The organism is Nocardioides korecus (genome assembly GCF_054778395.1).
The window spans coordinates 1-15,814 of sequence record NZ_BAAGZO010000012.1 but is presented as its reverse complement, the minus strand read 5'-3'; the positions used below and the strand labels follow the sequence as shown (position 1 = coordinate 15,814).

Below are 15,814 nucleotides of genomic sequence, written 5' to 3'. Positions count from 1 at the left end.
CCCCGCCGCCGGTGGTCCTCAGCCGCGCCGGCGCCGCAGCACGTTGCGGCCGTCGCGCAGCAGCGCGTCGAGGACCGCGCGGCGCGGACCGTAACCGGGGTCCGGCTCCAGGCCCGCCCCGAGCCGCTGCACCTGGTGCTGGGTCCACCACAGGTCGGCGGCCGCGTCGAGCTTCTTGACCCCGAACGGCTTGAGCTCGAACGAGGACGTCGTCGACGCGGGGTCGGCCACCAGGCGGCGGGGCAGGTCGGGCTCGAGGGCCAGCGGCCGGGCGAGACCGACGAGGTCGGTGGCCCCGGAGGCGAGGGCCTCGGCCATCCCGGCGCCGGTGCGGAACCCTCCGGTCACCAGGATCGGGAGGCGGCTGACGGCGCGCGCCTTCTCGGCGTACTCCAGGAAGAAGGCCTCGCGGCGACGCGTGCTGTCCCGGACCGGTGCCCGCCCGCCGTCGCTCATCGCCGGGGACTCGTAGGTCCCGCCCGAGATCTCGACCACGTCGACCCCCTCGTCGTCGAGCAGGGCGACGACGGCCAGCGACTCCTCCTCAGTGAACCCGCCCCGCTGGAAGTCGGCCGAGTTGAGCTTGACCGACAGCACGCGGTCGGGCCCGATCGCGGCGCGGACGGCCCGCAGCGACTCGAGCAGGAAGCGGCGCCGGCGCTCGGCGTCGCCGCCCCACTCGTCGTCGCGCCGGTTGACCCGCGGCGAGAGGAACTGGCCGACCAGGTAGCCGTGGGCCGCGTGCAGCTGCACGCCGTCGAAGCCCGCCTCGACCACCAGCCGCGAGGTCTCGGCGAACCGGGCGACGAGCTCGGGCACCTCCTCGGTGCGGAGGGCCCGCGGCTTGGCGAACGCCGGTCCCAGGTCGAGGCGCACGTCGCTGGGCGCGACCACCCGTTCGGAGGTGCCGGCGAGGATCTGGCGGCCGGGATGGTTGACCTGGACGATCGCGGTCGTGCCACCGGACCGGGCGGCGCGGGCCCAGCGGCGCAGGGCCTCGAGGTCCCGGTCGTCCTCGACGACGACGTTGCGCGGCTCGCCGATGGAGCGGCGGTCGATCATGACGTTGCCGGTGACCACGAGGCCGGCGCCCCCGGCGGCCCACCGCGCGTAGAGGCGCTCCAGCTCGGGCGTCGGGGCGTGGTCGACGGTGGCCAGCTGCTCGCTCATCGCCGCCTTGACGACCCGGTTGGCCAGCACGTGGCCGCAGGGCAGCGTCAGCGGCACCCCGAGGGTCGGGGTGGGAGTGCTGGTCTCGGCGGTCATGCGGGGATCCTGGCAAGCGAGGGGGTGGCGGGGAAACGGCGGGGGGTGCCCGGCGACCACCGTGTCCGGGCCGGCGTGCTCAGGCCGGGCCGAGCTGCTCGACGGCAGCGACCCCGATCGCGGTCAGGCGACCGACGAGCTCGTCGCGGTCCAGGTCGAGCTCGCCGCGCAGCCACACCGTCGCCACGTGGGTGGTGCCGGAGACGAGCAGGTGGCCGAGCAGCTGCGCCCGCGGATCGGCGTACGACGGACCGACGACCTGGCGCAGGACCTGGTCGACGAACTCCTGGGTGGCCCGCTCACGGATCGCGTGGGCCGCGGGGACGGCCGCCGACTCGACGTAGAGGCGCGCCGCCCGGGGCTCCTCCAGGGCCGTCAACGCGGCCCGCACGGCCGCCCCGATCACCTCGGCGGGAGCAGCCCCCGGCCCGAGGTCGGACCCCTCGACGTCGCGGGCGACCTGGTCGAGCACGGCCTGCAGGGCCACCCCGACGGCCTCGTCGAGGGAGGCGAAGGTCTCGTAGAAGTAGCGCTTCGACAGGCCCGCGTGGGTGCTCACCGCCGCGACGGTCAGGCCGGCCACCCCCGACTCCCCCACCAGGTCGAGGGTCGAGGAGACCAGCTGGTCGCGCCGCCGTTGCCGACGCTCGTCGCCCCCGACGCCGGCGTACGCCCGGGGCCTGGACTCGGGGGTGCGGGAGGTCTCGGGCACCGCGCCATCTTGACACCCCGCACGGTCGGGGACAGCATCTAGAACCAGAACGTTCTCGTTTCTCACTGGAGCTTCCGATGATCTGCTGCGTCGCCGCCCTGGTCGTCGTGGGCCTCCTCACCTCCGCCGCCGAGGGAGTACGCCGCCTGCTCGGGCGCCCGGACCCCGCCGAGGCCGGGACCGGGTTCGCCCCTCCGGCCCGGCACCCCGTGGACGCGGGTGCGGTCCGGTGACGGCCACGCGGAGCCCGGCCGAGCGGGACGGCCAGGTCGGCTCAGGGGTGCGGTTGACGCCGCTCGACGACCGGGCGCCGCTCCTGCCGCCCGTGACGCGGGCGAGGCTGCTGCGCCTCGCCCGGACGTACGCCGCCCTGTGGCTGGTCGCCGTCGCCCTCGTGCTGACCGGCCGGGCGCCGCTGGTCGGTCTCGGCGCCTCGCTCGCCCTGCCCGGCGGCGCACACCTCGCGCGCGGCCACGTCCTCACCGCGCTCGCCGTGCTGCTCACGCTGGCCCTCGCGGTCCTCACCTGGTGGGTGGTCGGCGCCTTCGTGGCGCCCTTCCTGGTGTGGGGCGCGGACCTCGTCCTCGCCGTGGCGCTACCGCCCCACGGCACGTCGACCGCCGGGCTGGTGACGACCTTCGCGGCCGTGCCCGTCCTGGTCGTGGCCGCGGTCGCGGTGCACGCCGTCCGGCACCACCGGCGGCTGCGCACTGCGACCCGGCTCAACGCCGCGATGGCCCCGGTGCGGGTGACGGTGACCCCGCTGCCCTCGGCGCCGGACCTGCCCGTCCGCGAGGCCGACGTGGCCGACCTCAAGCGCCTGCGCCACGCGGTGGACCTCGCACTGCAGAGCGGCGACGGCTTCGCCGGGTTCGACCGGCGCGACCAGTTCCGCGAGGCGGCGCTGCGCTACCAGCTGTGCCTGCTCGGCTACGCGATCGCGTCCTACCGCTACACCTGCGCGCCGGCCTTCTCCGGCTGGGCCGCGGCCGCCCACGCCCGGGCGATCGAGCGCACCGGGGAGCGGCGGGTGTGGGGCTACTGGGCGCTGGAGAACGCCTGGGGTCGGCTCTCGCTCGGGCGCGACCCCGTGGACAACGGAGACAACATCATGCTGACGGGGTGGCAGGGGACCTCGGTCGGCATGTTCGAGTCCTTCGGCGACGACCGCTTCTCCGCGCCCGGGGCGCTGACCTACCGCTGGTCGGAGCAGGAGGCCCACGCCCATGACTTCGGCTCGCTGGCGCGCTCGATCGAGACCAACATGCACCGCTCGGCGTACACCTTGTTCTCGTGCGAGCCGCGCTGGATCTACCCGGTCTGCAACACCTTCGGCGTCAACACCCTGGTGATGCACCAGCGGCTCCACGGCGGCACGGCGTACGACGACCTCCGCGAGCGCCTGAGGACGGCGTACGTCGAGGAGTTCCACCGCCCCGACGGCCGCGTGGTCGGCGTCCGCTCGGAGACCCTGGGCCTGTCGTGGAGCCCGTGGGCCGGCGACGGCGTGTGGCTGCCGACGACCTTCTGGCTGCACGCCGCGATGCCCGACCTCGCCCACCGGTCGTGGTGGCTGATGCGCACCACCGTGCTGCGCGAGCACGAGGGGCGCTTGGTGCTGCCGCCCTCGCTGGCGAACCGCTGCGACTCCGGGTCCTACGCCTTCGGGGGCGAGGCGTTCGGCCAGGCGCTGCTGGCCGCCGCCGCGCGCGAGATCGGTGACGAGGAGGTCGCCACGGCCACGCTGGTCCACCTGGAGCGCACCGCCTCGCTCGAGCGTGCCGACGGTGCGGCCCGGTACGCCGACCTGTCGACCCAGGGCAACCTCTACGAGCTCCTCGCGCGGTTCGGCCGCGCGTCCGGGGTGCGTGACCTGGTGGGCCACGGGCTGCCGCGGGCCTGGCTGGACGGACCGCGGCTGGCCGACGCGGCGTACCCCGACGTGCTGGTGGCCCGCGCGGTCACCGACGGACGGGCCCTGGACTGCGTGCTGCGTCCCGGCGACGGCGGCCGCCGCGTGACGCTGGTCCTGGACCGGCTCGTGCCCGACGGCCGCTACCGCGCCGCGGGCTCGGTCGAGCGCGAGGTCGTCGCCGACGGCGAGGGTCGTGCGCGGCTGCGGATCGACCTCGACGGGCGCACCGAGCTGCGCGTGGAGCCGCTGCCGTGACGCGCGTGCCCGGTCGCGTCGTACGCCGGCGGTTGGCCGCGCTCGATCCCCGCCGCGACCACGTCGAGGTCGCACGCGCCTCGCTGGTGACGTTGCACGGGCACCCGACCGTGGTCCACGCCCTGTTCACGGTCGCGTTCCTGGAGCAGGTCGCGGTGCCGGCGATGGCGCGCACGCTGAACCGGCGCGGCACCGGCGACATCGTGGTCGACACCCTCCAGCGCACCGACGACACGATCGTGTTCTTCGGCCAGCTCCTGGACCACGGTCCCGACTCACCGACCGGTCGAGCCTGGATCGAGAGGCTGACCCAGATCCACGCGCGCTTCCCGATCCGCGACGCCGACTCGCTCTTCACCCTGGCCACCTTGGCGCTGGACCCCCACGACCTGACCCAGGCCCTCGGCGCATCGCCCTTCGGCGAGGCCGAGCAGGAGGCGCACTGGTGGTTCTGGCGCGCCGTCGCCGAGGCCCAGGGCATCCCAGACCTGCCGACCGACCGGCACGCCCTGCGCGCGTGGGCATCGGCGTACGCCCGCGACGAGTTCGCCGCCACCGAGGACGGCCGCCACGTCGCCGCGGCCCTGGTCGACGCCTTCGGCCGCCGCTGCCTGCCCCGTCCCCTGAGACCGCTCGCCCCGCGCGTGGTCTCCGCCCTCTGCTCGCCGCAGCTGCGCCGGGTCCACGACCTGCCGGAGCCCGGCGCGGTCGTGAGCTGGGGACTGCGCCTGCTGCTGCGGGCCTACGCCCGCACCGTCGACGTGCGCCGGGTCCCGCTCGACCGCTCGCTCGCGGTCGACTTCGGCGACCGGCGCCACGGGATCCGCGAGCCGGCCGAGGTGGGCCACCGGGCACGCGCAGGCGCGCCGGGTCCCGCGTCCACGGGCGAGGAGTCCACCTCCCGCGACCTCCCCGCGGCGTCATGGGCCGGGCCCTAGGCTGAGGCCGGTCGCCGACCAAGACCACCCGGTGACCGAGCCGGGTCCGAGCCGCACAGGGAGACCGCACCATTCCCGAGCACCACGGCAGTGACGCCCTCGCCCCGGCGCGGCGGACGATCCTGCTCAGCCCCGACTGGTCCCGCGCCCTCGACGCGAGCACCACCTGCCGCTTCCAGCTGCGCCTGAGTCGCGAGGACATCCTGGCCGGCACGACACCGGTGTTCGACCCCGGCGACGAGCGGGTCGCCGCGGCGCGCGAGGTGCAGCGGCGGACGGGCTCCTTCACCGGCCACCTGCGCCTGCTCCCCCGGGGCGGCGCACCGTTCGAGGCCACCGTGTCGGTGACCTCGGTCGCCGCGGGAGCCACGGCCGAGGGCGGCGACCCCGAGCGGCCCGGCGAGCTCGCCGTCCTGGAGTACGACGTGGAGCGGCAGGTGCCGGCCGGCGTCGAGCAGGAGTGGTCACGCCACCCCCTGCACCACTCGCCCGACGTGGTCGCGCTCTACGAGTCCGACGGGACGCTGCGCTACATCAGCTCCTCGGTCCAGGACGTCCTGGGCTACACCCCGGAGGAGATGACGGGTCAGGTCACCATCAGCCTGGTGCACCCCGACGACGTCGAGCCGATGATCGACGCCATGCTCGCGGTCGGCGAGGCCACCGGTGCACCGACGCCGGTCGTCTTCCGGGTGCGGCACGCGGACGGCCGCTGGCGCCACCTGGAGGTCATGCTCAAGGACCTCTCCGACGATCCCGGCGTCGGCGGGTCCACCGTGCACTTCCGCGACATCAGCGACCGCGTCGAGGCGCTGGAGGCCAGCTACTTCGAGGGGCTGAGCGACCGGGAGGACACCTCGGGCGGCCTCGCCCACGTGCGGCCCGACGGGTCGGTCGTGCGCCTGGACGACCGGTTCGCGGACATCCTCGGTCGCTCCCGGCAGGAGCTGCTGGACCTGCCCGACCTCGGCGTGCTGGTGCACCCCGACGACCGCGCGGCCCACCGGGCCGAGCTGGCCGCCGCTGCGGCCGGCGAGACACCGCCCACCTCGGAGCAGCGTCTCGCCCGGCCCGACGGCTCGGTCGTGTGGGTCACCTCGCGCGTGCGCCGGCCGGCCGCCGTCCCCCCGTCGAGCGACGTGCTCGTGGTGACCGTCGAGGACGTCACCGACCGCAAGGTGGCCGACGAGCGGTGGCACCGCCTCACCCCGCGCGAGCAGGAGGTGCTCGGCCTGGTGGCGCAGGGCCTGAGCAACGTTGAGATCGCCCGGGCCCTGCACGTGAGCACCCACACCGTGAAGCACCACGTCGCGGGCGTGCTCCGCAAGCTCGAGGTCCCCGGCCGCACCGCCGCCGCTGCCGTGGTGGCGGCGATGTCGACCACGGGGTGAGTCAGCCGGCGTCGGCCAGGTCGCGGATCCAGGTGCGGAACGCCGTCAGGTCCACGCCGTACGTCGGCCCGCCGGTCGCCGCGTAGCCCTCGAGCCTGCCCTCGCCGCGCCGCAGGAGCCGCTCCGCGCCGGCGCGGTTGCCGCGCAGGGCGTGGGTGAGCCCGACGCACAGCTGGGCCAGCCCCTGCCAGAGGTCGCGCTCGGCGTCGGGGGCGTCCTTCCAGCGGGCCTCGAAGACCTCGTGGGCGGAGAACGGTCTGCCTCGCCCCAGCAGCTCGGTGGCGAACCGCACCGTCTCCTGGGGCGGCAGGGGCTCCTCCGAGACCGGCTCGACGCCGGGGGCGTCGTACGGCAGCGGTCGGCCGAGCTCGTCGCGCGGCCGGCCCTGGCGCGGGCGTCCCTCGTCGTCGCGGTCCCGGGTCGTCATCCGCCCACCCTGGGGCCTCGTGCACCGTGAGACAAACCCCGGTCCCCGACCGTCCGCCGCCGACTGTGGCGTCACCCCAGGAGGTCGAGCAGCATCTCGTCGGAGGCGAACAGCGCCTCGCGGTCGTGGGTGGAGGCGCTCGACATCACCTCGTCCGCGCCGGTCGCGGTGACCAGCCGCTCCAGGCGGCGCCGCACGGTGGCGGGCCCCCCGGTCACGGCCGTGGAGAGCCAGCTCGCGATCCGCCGCTCCACCTGGGCCGAGCGCGGGGCGTCCTCCACGTCCTCGACGGGCTCGAGGGGCGGGAACTCCCCCGTCTGCCGCGAGCGCGCCATCGCCCACGCCTCGGGGAGTGCGAGCCTGCGGGCCGACTCGTCGTCGTCGGCCACCAGGACGTCCAGCGAGATCGTGACGTGCGGCGAGCTGTCGTCGTACGACCTGAACTCGCGGCGGTACCGGCGGAGCGCCTCGCCGACCTCGCTGCTGCCGAGGAGCGGCCCCCCGACCACCACCGGCAGCCCGAGCCGCGCAGCGAGCTCCACGCCCCGGTTCGTGGCGAGGACGTGCATCGGGACCGGCCCGGAGGCGGGACGGGCGGTCACCTCGGCCCGCCCGCCGAGGTGCGCGCGCAGCTCGACGAGGTCGTCGGCGAAGGCGTCGACGGCGTCCAGGTCGCGCCGCAACGCGCGTCGCACGGGGGCCGTGAACCCGACCGACCGTCCGAGTCCGAGGTCCACCCGACCCGGGTAGAGCGCCTCGAGGACGAGGAACTGCTCGGCGACCACGAGCGGTTGGTGGAGCGGCAGCATCACGCCCCCCGAGCCGATCCGGATCCGCGACGTGCGCGCTCCGACCGCGCCGAGCAGGACGGCCGGCGCCCCTGAGGCGATGCCGGGCACGCCGTGGTGCTCGGCCACCCAGAACCTGGCGTAGCCGACCCGTTCCGCGTGCACCGCTCGGTCCACGGTCCCGCGCAACGCCTCGGCGTCCGAGACGCCCGTACGCGTCCTCGAACGGTCGAGCAGCGAGACCTCCACGTCTGCTGAACGCCCTGCCGGGGCCAGGACTTCCCGGTGCCCGTGTGCGTGCGCACGACGGAGGAGTAGTCGGCGATGCCGGCGGTGCAGGACTCCGGGCCGCCGAGCTCGTCCTAGGGGCTCACCGTTCGGGGCTCGGGGCAAGCGAGATGTCGAAGCGGGTGCGGGACCAGGTCCCCTCGATCGCGCGCCCGTCCGGCGTGGCCGTCCCGGCCGGCTGCTGGGCGAACTCCTTGACCAGGGAGTCCTTGACCCCGAAGACGCTGTCGGAGTCGAGCAGCTCGTCCCCGGCCACGAAGATGTGGGTCACCAGCGTGCGGCAGCCCGGGTGGGAGACCAGGAAGTGCAGGTGGCTGGCCCGCATCGGTGAGCGGCCGACCGCCTCCAGGAGCTGACCGACCGGGCCGTCGTGCGGGATCGGGTACGGCGTGGGCGTGATGCCCCAGAAGCGGTAGGACCCGTCGTCCTCGGTGCGCAGGTGGGCGCGGGCCGCCGTGCGCTGGTCGGCGTGCTGCACGTCGTACAGGCCGTCCTCGTCGGCCTCCCACACCTCGATCAGGGCCCCCGCCAGGGGCGCGCCGGTGTGGTCGGTGACCGTGCCCTCGACCCAGCAGGGCTCGCCGGGAGCACCGAACGCCATGTCCCCACCGTTGGCGATCTCGGGTGAGCCCTCGACGAAGAAGGGCCCCCACACCGTGGCCTCGGTGGCCTCGCCGTGCGCGGGGTTGTTGACCGCGATGCTCTGCATCGAGGCACCCAGGACGTCCGAGAGCAGGATGAACTCCTGGCGCCGGTCGTCGGTGATGTGGCCGACCCGGGTGAGGAACTCGATGGCCTGACCCCACTCCTCCTCGCTCAGCCGGGTCTGGCGGATGAACGAGTGCACGTGCTCGGTCAGCGCCACCATCAGCTCGCGCAGCCGGGGGTCGGCGCAGGTGTCGAAGGAGCGGCGTACCCGTTCGACCAGGTCCTCCTCCCGGGCGCGCTGCTCGGCGTCGACCTCGGTCGCCTGCGGGTCGTTGCTCATGCTCGCGCCCGCCGTCCGAGCAGCTGGGCGAACGCCTCGCGCAGAGCGCCCTCGGGATCGTCGGGCAGGGACGCGGCGCGCCAGGCCACGTGCTTGTCGGGTCGTACCAGCAAGGCACCGGACTCCTCGACCTCGCGCAGCCGGGACCAGTCGTAGTACAGGTCGGTGACCGCGCGGCCCGGCCCGATCACCACGGTCCCGACCGGCACCCCGAGCTCGGCGGACACCCGCGTGGCGGCCGCCTCCCAGGCCTCGCCGGCGACCCCGGTGATCAGCGTCCACCGGTCGTACGGCGCGAGGTCCATCATCGCGTGCTTGGCCAGGTTGTCCCCGACCCAGGCGTGCGGCAGGTGGGCGCCGGGCGAGGTCGACACCACGTGGTAGAGGTCCTCGTCGCGCGAGGGTGCCGGGCGGGTGCCGTCGCTGACCACGGCCGAGGACTCGTAGAACTGACCCAGCTCGACCCCGTGGGCGTTGAACTCGTAGTTCTTGCGGTCCATCGCCGCCACCAGGGCCGCCCGCTTGGCGGCACCGGCGGGGGTGTTGGCCTTGCGCTCCTCGATCGCCGCGGCCATCTCGGCCCCCTCGAGCCCCACGACCCCGAGCGCCTCGAACAGCTCGGCGAACTCCCGCGCGCTCTGGTTCGCCCGGGTGACGATGCGCTCCGCGACCGGGGCGCGCTCGGCGGTGTAGGACTCCAGCAGGGCGGGGTCGGCCTGGTCGCGCAGCACCGCGGCCAGCTTCCACGCCAGGTTGTAGGAGTCCTGGATGCTCGTGTTGGAGCCGAGTCCGTTCGACGGCGGGTGCCGGTGGATCGCGTCGCCGACGCAGAAGACGCGGTCGCGCTGCAGGGTCGTGGCGTACATCTCGTTGACGCCCCACAGGCTGTAGCCGGTGATCTCCGGCTCCAGGTCTGTCATCCCGAGCAGGTCACGCACGATCTTGGTGGCCGACGCGTCGTCGAGCACCGGCGGGGTCGAGGCGATGTCGTAGCCCCACACGATCAGCCACTCGTCCCACGGCCGCACCATCCGGACCAGGCCCGTGCCGATGCCGCCCACGTTCGACCCGGGCTGGATCACCCAGTAGAGGACGCTGGGCCGGTGGTCGACCAGCGCGGAGATGTCGGCCTTGAAGGTGATGTTCATCGACCCGGCGATGTCCATGGCCCCGCGGTAGGGCAGGTCGATGTCGGCGGCCACCTGGGACCGGGCCCCGTCGGCGCCGATGAGGTACTTCGCCCGGACCTGGTAGCGGTGACCGGTGAGCCGGTCGCGGACCTGCACCGTGACCCCGTCCTCGTCCTGGGTGTGGGAGAGGTACTCCGTGGCGAACCGGGACTCGGTCCCGCGGACGGTGGCGTTCCTGACCAGGATCGGCTCGAGGTAGGTCTGCGGGATGTCGACGGTCAGGCACGGCGAGGCCAGCCGGTAGTCGGCCTCCCGGTCCGGGCGGGTGCCCCAGGTGCGGATGCGGCCGATCTCCTCCCCCGCGATCGAGGTGCAGAAGACCGTGTCCCCGACCAGCTCGTGCGGGGTGGCGTCGGCCAGCACCTGGTCCTCGATCCCCAGGTCGCGGAAGATCTCCATCGCGCGCTGGTTGGTGATGTGCGCCCGCGGCGTGTTCGCCGTCCACCGGTACTTGGTGATCATGATGTTCTCGATCCCGAGCGTGCTCAGGAACAGCGCGGCCGACGCACCGGCCGGCCCCGACCCGACGATGAGGACCTCGGTCTCCACCAGGTCCTCGCGCTCGGGGACCTCGGTCTCGCTCAGGCCGTCGTTGAACACTGCCACGTGGATCTCCTCCGCTGCCGGTCGGTGCATGGACGCACCCTGGAGAGATTGTGCGCCCGACCCCGTGACGGTGGGCTTCCTCGCGACCCCGACCTACGCTGGCGACATGTTCAGGCGCCGCTCACGTCCCCAGCCCGAGGTCGTCCGTTCGGACGCCGAGTGGCGCGCGAGCCTCGACCCCGCGGCGTACCGGGTGCTCCGCCGATCCGGCACCGAGGCCCCCCGGACCAGCCCGTACGAGCACCCGCCCGCGGACCGGGCGGGGGTCTACCGGTGCGCCGGCTGCGAGGCCGAGCTGTTCGCCGCCGAGGACCAGTTCGACTCCGGGTCGGGCTGGCCCAGCTTCACCACCCCCGCGACCCCGGAGGCCGCGAGCACCCAGCTCGACTTCTCGATGCTGGTGCCGCGACGCGAGGCCACCTGTACCCGGTGCGGTGGCCACCTCGGACACGTGTTCGCCGACGGTCCGGGGCCCACCGGTCAGCGGTGGTGCATCAACGGCGCCGCCCTCACCCTCGACGAGTCCTGAACGCAGGGGCCTCGTCCCCTCTGCGCACAGCGGTCGGGTCAGCGCTGCTGGAGGAACGGCTCGCCGGGCGGGCCCGAGCCGGTGGCACCCAGCGACCGGTCGACGGCTCGCAGCACGTTCTCGAGGTGGGAGCCCTCGTCGACCTCACCACCGCCCGTGACGTGCCCCGCGAGGCGGAGCAGCGAGAAGCCGTGCACGGTGGACCAGCAGAGCTCCTCCGCCCCGGGTCGCACCTCCGGGTGGAGGTAGCCGACCTCGACGAGGTCGTCGAGCGCGCTGCTGAGCAGGCGGTACGGCGACGCCTCGGACGCCCGCGCCTCGTCCCGGCCGACGTAGGAGGAGAACGCGACCTGGAACAGGCCGGGCTCGGCCAGCGCGTACTCGACGTAGGCCCGGCCCACGCCCGCGAGCCGCAGCCGCGCCCGGAGCACCGGGTCGGGCTCGTCGACGGCGTCGAGCTGGCGCTGCATCGCCTCCACGAGCCCGGACATCGCGTGGTCGGCCACCACGGCGACGAGGTCGTCACGGTGGGCGAAGTGGCGGTACGCCGCGTTGTGGGAGACCCCGACCCGACGCGCCAGCTCGCGGAGTGCCAGGCCCTCGGGTCCACGCTCGCGCACCGCGGCGACCGCCTCCTCGACCAGCGCGGCGCGCAGGTTCCCGTGGTGGTAGGCAGCTCGAGGCACGCCGCTCACCGTAGCCGGACCCCGACCCCGGATCTCAGCGCTGCCCCGACGCCGACCACGACGCCGCCGCGCTCGAGGCCGTCGAGGAAGGCGGCGCCCAGCGCTGCCGGGCACACGATCAGCTGGGTCGGCTGCTCGCGGTCACACAGGACTCCTGGTCGATCCGAAGTGGGCGTTGTCCACATCACCCTTGCGCAGCAATGTTGACAGTGTCAATATTGAGTCCTGGCAGCCGGACGCGCTGCCCCCGTCGAACCTCGAGGACCCCGCATGGACAGCACCACCGACACCGCACCTGCGGGCCGCGCCCCGGTGACGACGGGCTCCCTGGTCGACGCGATGCAGGTCTCGGACGGCACCGCCACCCTCGACCGCAGCTGGTGGTCCTGGGCCGGGCCCCACGGCGGGTTCGTCGCCGGCCTCTGCGTGCGGGCGAGCCTGCCCCTCCTGGGCGAGGGGCGGGTTCCGCGCTCGCTGCACGCGGTGTTCCTCGAGCCCGCCGCCGAGGGTGAGCTCGCCCTGGACGCCGCCGTAGTGCGCGAGGGCGGGTCGTCGATCGTCGTCTCGGTCACCGCCGGTGACGCGGTGCGCGCCACGGTCGTCGCCGGCCGTCCGCGAGGCGACGCGGTGGTCCCGGCCGAGCCGCTGCCGGACGTGCCCGGGCCGGAGGAGTGCGACGAGACCCCGCTGCCCGCGGACGTCGTGCCCTTCAGCCAGCACCTGCGCTTCCGGTTCGCCACCGCCGCCCGGCCCTTCGCCTCCGGCCCCGAGGCCCAGCTGGTCGCGTGGGCGAGGCTCGTCGACGACGTCCCCCTCGACCACGCCGCCCTGGTGATGCTGGTCGACGCGATGCCTCCGGCGGCGTACGCCGTGGCGGCGACCCCCGTGGCCGTGCCGACGGTCGACCTGACCGTGTCGTTCACCGACGCTCCCCCGGCGAGCGGCTGGGTGCTGCTGCGGATCACCACGCGCTCCGCCGCAGGTGGCTGGTGCCTCGACGACAGCGAGGTCTGGGACGCGGACGGTCGCCTGCTCGCGCGCGGCCGACAGACCCGGCGCGTGCTCGGGGAGTGGGCATGAGCGCCGCGACCGAGCGCGCCGCGCCCGTCGCACTCGTCACCGGAGCCACGAGCGGCATCGGCGCCGCAGCCGCGTCCGCCCTCGCTGAGGCTGGCTACCGCGTCGTCGGCACCGGCCGCCGCACCTCCGGCCTGACCGCACCTCACGGGGTCCGGCTCGTCGACCTCGACGTCCTGGACGACGCCGCCGTGACCTCGGTCGTGGACCAGGTCGTCGCCGAGCACGGTCGGCTCGACGTCCTGGTCAACAACGCCGGCAGCGGCACCGCCGGTGCGGTCGAGGAGCTTTCCGTCGCGGAGGCGCAGCACGTCTTCGACGTCAACGTGTGGGGCGTCCTGCGCACCACCAAGGCAGCCCTCCCGCACATGCGGGCCCAGGGCAGCGGGCGCATCGTCAACATCTCCTCGGTCCTCGGGCTGATCCCCGCGCCCTTCTCCGCGGCGTACGCAGCGGCCAAGCACGCGGTCGAGGGCTACTCGGAATCCCTCGACCACGAGGTGCGCGAGCACGGCATCCGCGTGGTGCTGGTCGAGCCGGCGTACACCCGCACCGGCTTCGAGAAGAACCAGCTCCGGGCCGAGCGGTCCCTGCCGGCGTACGCCGAGCGCCGCCGCGACTTCGAGCAGGGCATGGCCGAGAGCATCGAGAAGGGTGACGACCCTGCCGTCGTGGCGAAGGTGGTCGTGAAGGCCGCCACCGCCGCCAAGCCCCGGCTGCGCTACACCGCCGGCCCGGCCGCGGCGCAGGTCAGCGTGGCGCGACGTCTGGCCCCCGCGAAGATCTTCGACGCCCAGATCCGCAAGCTCAACCGACTGCCGCGCTGAGACCTGGCGGAGTGTCAGGTGGAGCGGGTGGCGCTCGGCAGCGCGCCGCCGAGGCGCCCGCGTCGTTCGTCCTCGTGCTTGGTCAGCTTCTCCCCGATGCTGTCCAGCATCAGCCCGAGCGAGGCGCCGATGAAGATCCACGTGCCCGTGATCACCAGACCCTTGAACAGGAAGAACACGCTGCCGATGACGAACAGCGCGTTCCCCACCAGGCCCATCCACCGGTGGAACCACGGGTAGTCGTGCACCAGCGTCCGAAGTGCAGCCATGCGCACGGGAGCTCCTCTCGAGGGCTGCCCGCGTGAGTGGGTGCAGGCCTCGACGTCACCCTCCCAGCACCACCACCACCGGCGTACGCCGACCTGTCGTCCACGTCCTCGACCACGAGGCGTCCGTCAGCACCGCACCGTCGGCGCGGCTCGGTCGCGGCCGTCGCCCGCAATGAGCTCGAGGGCACGACGCCCCACACGCTGCGCCGCACCACCAGCACCCAGGAGATCGTCCTCGCCAATGCGCGCAAGCGGCCCGGCCACGCCCACCCCGGTGCCGCAGGCCGCGATCAAGTCGCTCGCGGGGAGAGCGGCCCCGACGTCCGGGACGGACTATCCGCCTTCTTCGCGGAGGACGGCAAAGCCACTGCGCACTCCTCAGCCTCATAGACCGTGCGCGCACACGGTCTAACTGCACACTGCCCAGATAGACGCACTCAGATGACGATGACTTCCTGACGGCTCTTGGCGACGCAGACCCCGTCCTTCACGATCATGGCTTCGACGTAGTGGTGCCCGACGTATGACGTCGATTCGGTGCGGCTGCGCGTGCCGGTGTCCCTATGGATGTCGCCGCGCAGCGCGTTGGCCTCCTCGGCCTCGTCGCCGTAGTTGCGGACTTTCCAGTAGACGTCGTACGGCTCAGGGATGTTCGACTGCTCGACCTTGAACTTCAGGCTGCGGTGCTTCCCAACTCGGTCCCCTCGCTTGGGCAACGGACCGTCACGGAAGCCGCTCTTCGGAATTACGTAGCCGACAGTCTTGAAGCGGTAGGCGGGGTTGAGCACCTCGGAGATGCTGAAGTCACGGTCAAGGAACTGTTCTGAAGCCGGCGTCATCGATTTCGACATCGCGAATGCCGCCAGACTGGCCGACTCTTCGATCGTGCCGAAGTCGCCACCGAACAAATCTCGCCAGATCTTTAAGGCCTTGGTGTAATCCGACTCGTCGCACGCTTCACCAATCTTTGCGGCATACGAAGTAAAGACCAACCGGAAGGTCCGGTAGTTCTCGTCCTTCCAACGATCGGTAAGATCCTGGCCCGTCCCAGGGTCCTTAATGTAGGGGGCTGTGTAGGGGTGACCGGCGACCTGAACCGCCAACTCCTCCGACAGCGTACGCAGCGTGTTCGCGACGTTCTTGTACGCGTCCGGGTCGAGAGTCTTGGTGGTCTCGCTCACGTGGTGAGCCAGAGCGGCCGTCAACGTCACGGACGGGATCGTGTACCGGGTTTTGTGGTCCCGCAGGTACTTCAGGAGCCGAATGACCTTCACCAGGTTGCCTTTGGTGATCCGGTTCTTGCCCTCCAACCACTCAGTGAAGTCGTCGGGCGCAGCCAGCTCAAACTGTTCAGTGATCCTGTTCGTCACGTAGGTCGCGCCATGGCGGGTGACGAAAGGGACAACGTCTACGTGGAAGTCGCCCGCATAATCGATCTTCACGCAGCGCTTGCCGCGTGACCGCATCGACTTATACGTCGCACTACGACCGAACGCCTCGTACAACTTCTGCACGTAGTCCTTCGCAACCCACCCTGTTGCGTGCCGGGTCCGATGGAGGCTCTCATTCCACGGAAGGATGAGAGTCATGGCAGCACCGAGGAAGTACCCCGACGAGCTCCGTGAGCGAGCGATCCGGATGGCGGTCGATCTGCGACGTGAC

16 protein-coding genes are annotated in these 15,814 nt (G+C 73.1%); 7 read left to right on the top strand and 9 right to left on the bottom strand.

Translation table 11 applies throughout. From position 1 onward, the window contains the following. Positions 1 to 18 precede the first annotated feature (18 nt). Together ACYVDA_RS19180 and ACYVDA_RS19175 are read right to left on the bottom strand one after the other, a co-directional pair. Positions 19 to 1,266 carry an NADH:flavin oxidoreductase/NADH oxidase family protein gene (locus ACYVDA_RS19180; protein WP_460820107.1) on the bottom strand — a complete coding sequence of 416 codons (1,248 nt, stop codon included), beginning with the start codon at positions 1,264 to 1,266 and terminating at the stop codon, positions 19 to 21. 79 nt (positions 1,267 to 1,345) lie between these two features. Continuing rightward, positions 1,346 to 1,978: a TetR/AcrR family transcriptional regulator gene (locus ACYVDA_RS19175; protein ID WP_460820106.1), complete on the bottom strand. Its 633-nt coding sequence runs from the start codon at positions 1,976 to 1,978 to the stop codon at positions 1,346 to 1,348. Between the two features lie 77 nt (positions 1,979 to 2,055). On the opposite strand from ACYVDA_RS19175, the gene ACYVDA_RS19170 reads away from it, so the two are divergent. The 4 genes from ACYVDA_RS19170 to ACYVDA_RS19155 all read left to right on the top strand — a co-directional run bounded on the left by ACYVDA_RS19170 (position 2,056) and on the right by ACYVDA_RS19155 (position 6,477). After that, the gene (locus tag ACYVDA_RS19170; protein ID WP_460820105.1) at positions 2,056 to 2,211 is read left to right on the top strand and encodes a hypothetical protein; all 156 of its coding nucleotides are present in this window, start codon (positions 2,056 to 2,058) and stop codon (positions 2,209 to 2,211) included. After that, positions 2,208 to 4,148 carry a linalool dehydratase/isomerase domain-containing protein gene (locus tag ACYVDA_RS19165; protein ID WP_460820104.1) on the top strand — a complete coding sequence of 647 codons (1,941 nt, stop codon included), beginning with the start codon at positions 2,208 to 2,210 and terminating at the stop codon, positions 4,146 to 4,148. The genes ACYVDA_RS19170 and ACYVDA_RS19165 overlap by 4 nt, the downstream gene beginning before the upstream one ends. Beyond that, positions 4,145 to 5,086: an oxygenase MpaB family protein gene (locus ACYVDA_RS19160; protein ID WP_460820103.1), complete on the top strand. Its 942-nt coding sequence runs from the start codon at positions 4,145 to 4,147 to the stop codon at positions 5,084 to 5,086. Before ACYVDA_RS19165 ends, ACYVDA_RS19160 begins: the two co-directional genes overlap by 4 nt. 221 nt (positions 5,087 to 5,307) lie before the next feature. Continuing rightward, entirely contained in the window at positions 5,308 to 6,477 is a 1,170-nt protein-coding gene (locus tag ACYVDA_RS19155) for a PAS domain S-box protein (RefSeq protein ID WP_460820102.1), read from the top strand. A gap of 1 nt (position 6,478) precedes the next feature. Here the strand turns inward: ACYVDA_RS19155 and ACYVDA_RS19150 are convergent, their stop codons facing one another. From ACYVDA_RS19150 to ACYVDA_RS19135, 4 genes are all read right to left on the bottom strand, one after another. Then, positions 6,479 to 6,904, bottom strand: a complete 426-nt coding sequence (locus tag ACYVDA_RS19150; protein WP_460820101.1) for a DUF309 domain-containing protein — start codon at positions 6,902 to 6,904, stop codon at positions 6,479 to 6,481. A 71-nt stretch (positions 6,905 to 6,975) separates the two neighbouring features. Beyond that, positions 6,976 to 7,941 carry an MsnO8 family LLM class oxidoreductase gene (locus tag ACYVDA_RS19145; protein ID WP_460820100.1) on the bottom strand — a complete coding sequence of 322 codons (966 nt, stop codon included), beginning with the start codon at positions 7,939 to 7,941 and terminating at the stop codon, positions 6,976 to 6,978. Positions 7,942 to 8,062: 121 nt separating this feature from the next. After that, complete coding sequence (locus ACYVDA_RS19140) at positions 8,063 to 8,968, bottom strand: dioxygenase family protein (RefSeq protein ID WP_460820099.1); 906 nt, start codon at positions 8,966 to 8,968, stop codon at positions 8,063 to 8,065. After that, entirely contained in the window at positions 8,965 to 10,794 is a 1,830-nt protein-coding gene (locus ACYVDA_RS19135; RefSeq protein ID WP_460820098.1) for an FAD-dependent oxidoreductase, read from the bottom strand. The genes ACYVDA_RS19140 and ACYVDA_RS19135 overlap by 4 nt, the downstream gene beginning before the upstream one ends. 76 nt (positions 10,795 to 10,870) lie before the next feature. On the opposite strand from ACYVDA_RS19135, the gene msrB reads away from it, so the two are divergent. Then, positions 10,871 to 11,293 (top strand): peptide-methionine (R)-S-oxide reductase MsrB, encoded by a 423-nt coding sequence (gene msrB, locus ACYVDA_RS19130; RefSeq protein ID WP_460820097.1) that lies wholly within the window; start codon positions 10,871 to 10,873, stop codon positions 11,291 to 11,293. A gap of 38 nt (positions 11,294 to 11,331) precedes the next feature. Here msrB and ACYVDA_RS19125 read toward each other — a convergent pair whose 3' ends face one another. Further along, positions 11,332 to 11,979, bottom strand: coding sequence for a TetR/AcrR family transcriptional regulator (locus tag ACYVDA_RS19125; protein ID WP_460820096.1), 648 nt, complete (start codon positions 11,977 to 11,979; stop codon positions 11,332 to 11,334). A 270-nt stretch (positions 11,980 to 12,249) separates the two neighbouring features. Here ACYVDA_RS19125 and ACYVDA_RS19120 point away from each other — a divergent pair, with 270 nt between their 5' ends. Next, positions 12,250 to 13,059 carry an acyl-CoA thioesterase gene (locus ACYVDA_RS19120; RefSeq protein ID WP_460820095.1) on the top strand — a complete coding sequence of 270 codons (810 nt, stop codon included), beginning with the start codon at positions 12,250 to 12,252 and terminating at the stop codon, positions 13,057 to 13,059. Beyond that, positions 13,056 to 13,883, top strand: coding sequence for an oxidoreductase (locus tag ACYVDA_RS19115; RefSeq protein ID WP_460820094.1), 828 nt, complete (start codon positions 13,056 to 13,058; stop codon positions 13,881 to 13,883). The genes ACYVDA_RS19120 and ACYVDA_RS19115 overlap by 4 nt, the downstream gene beginning before the upstream one ends. Positions 13,884 to 13,897: 14 nt before the next feature. On the opposite strand, the gene ACYVDA_RS19110 is transcribed toward ACYVDA_RS19115, so the two are convergent. Both ACYVDA_RS19110 and ACYVDA_RS19105 read right to left on the bottom strand, forming a co-directional pair. After that, positions 13,898 to 14,152, bottom strand: coding sequence for a YrhK family protein (locus ACYVDA_RS19110; protein ID WP_460820093.1), 255 nt, complete (start codon positions 14,150 to 14,152; stop codon positions 13,898 to 13,900). Positions 14,153 to 14,589: 437 nt separating this feature from the next. Continuing rightward, positions 14,590 to 15,741: a nucleotide-binding domain-containing protein gene (locus tag ACYVDA_RS19105; protein WP_460820150.1), complete on the bottom strand. Its 1,152-nt coding sequence runs from the start codon at positions 15,739 to 15,741 to the stop codon at positions 14,590 to 14,592. Positions 15,742 to 15,814: the final 73 nt, after the last annotated feature.

Coding starts and splice junctions, on each gene's coding strand:
- ACYVDA_RS19140 (WP_460820099.1), bottom strand. CDS start 8,968: ATGAGCAACGACCCGCAGGCGACCGAGGTCGACGCCGAGCAGCGCGCC.
- msrB (WP_460820097.1), top strand. CDS start 10,871: ATGTTCAGGCGCCGCTCACGTCCCCAGCCCGAGGTCGTCCGTTCGGAC.
- ACYVDA_RS19135 (WP_460820098.1), bottom strand. CDS start 10,794: ATGCACCGACCGGCAGCGGAGGAGATCCACGTGGCAGTGTTCAACGAC.
- ACYVDA_RS19150 (WP_460820101.1), bottom strand. CDS start 6,904: ATGACGACCCGGGACCGCGACGACGAGGGACGCCCGCGCCAGGGCCGG.
- ACYVDA_RS19115 (WP_460820094.1), top strand. CDS start 13,056: ATGAGCGCCGCGACCGAGCGCGCCGCGCCCGTCGCACTCGTCACCGGA.
- ACYVDA_RS19170 (WP_460820105.1), top strand. CDS start 2,056: ATGATCTGCTGCGTCGCCGCCCTGGTCGTCGTGGGCCTCCTCACCTCC.
- ACYVDA_RS19180 (WP_460820107.1), bottom strand. CDS start 1,266: ATGACCGCCGAGACCAGCACTCCCACCCCGACCCTCGGGGTGCCGCTG.
- ACYVDA_RS19110 (WP_460820093.1), bottom strand. CDS start 14,152: ATGGCTGCACTTCGGACGCTGGTGCACGACTACCCGTGGTTCCACCGG.
- ACYVDA_RS19105 (WP_460820150.1), bottom strand. CDS start 15,741: ATGACTCTCATCCTTCCGTGGAATGAGAGCCTCCATCGGACCCGGCAC.
- ACYVDA_RS19120 (WP_460820095.1), top strand. CDS start 12,250: ATGGACAGCACCACCGACACCGCACCTGCGGGCCGCGCCCCGGTGACG.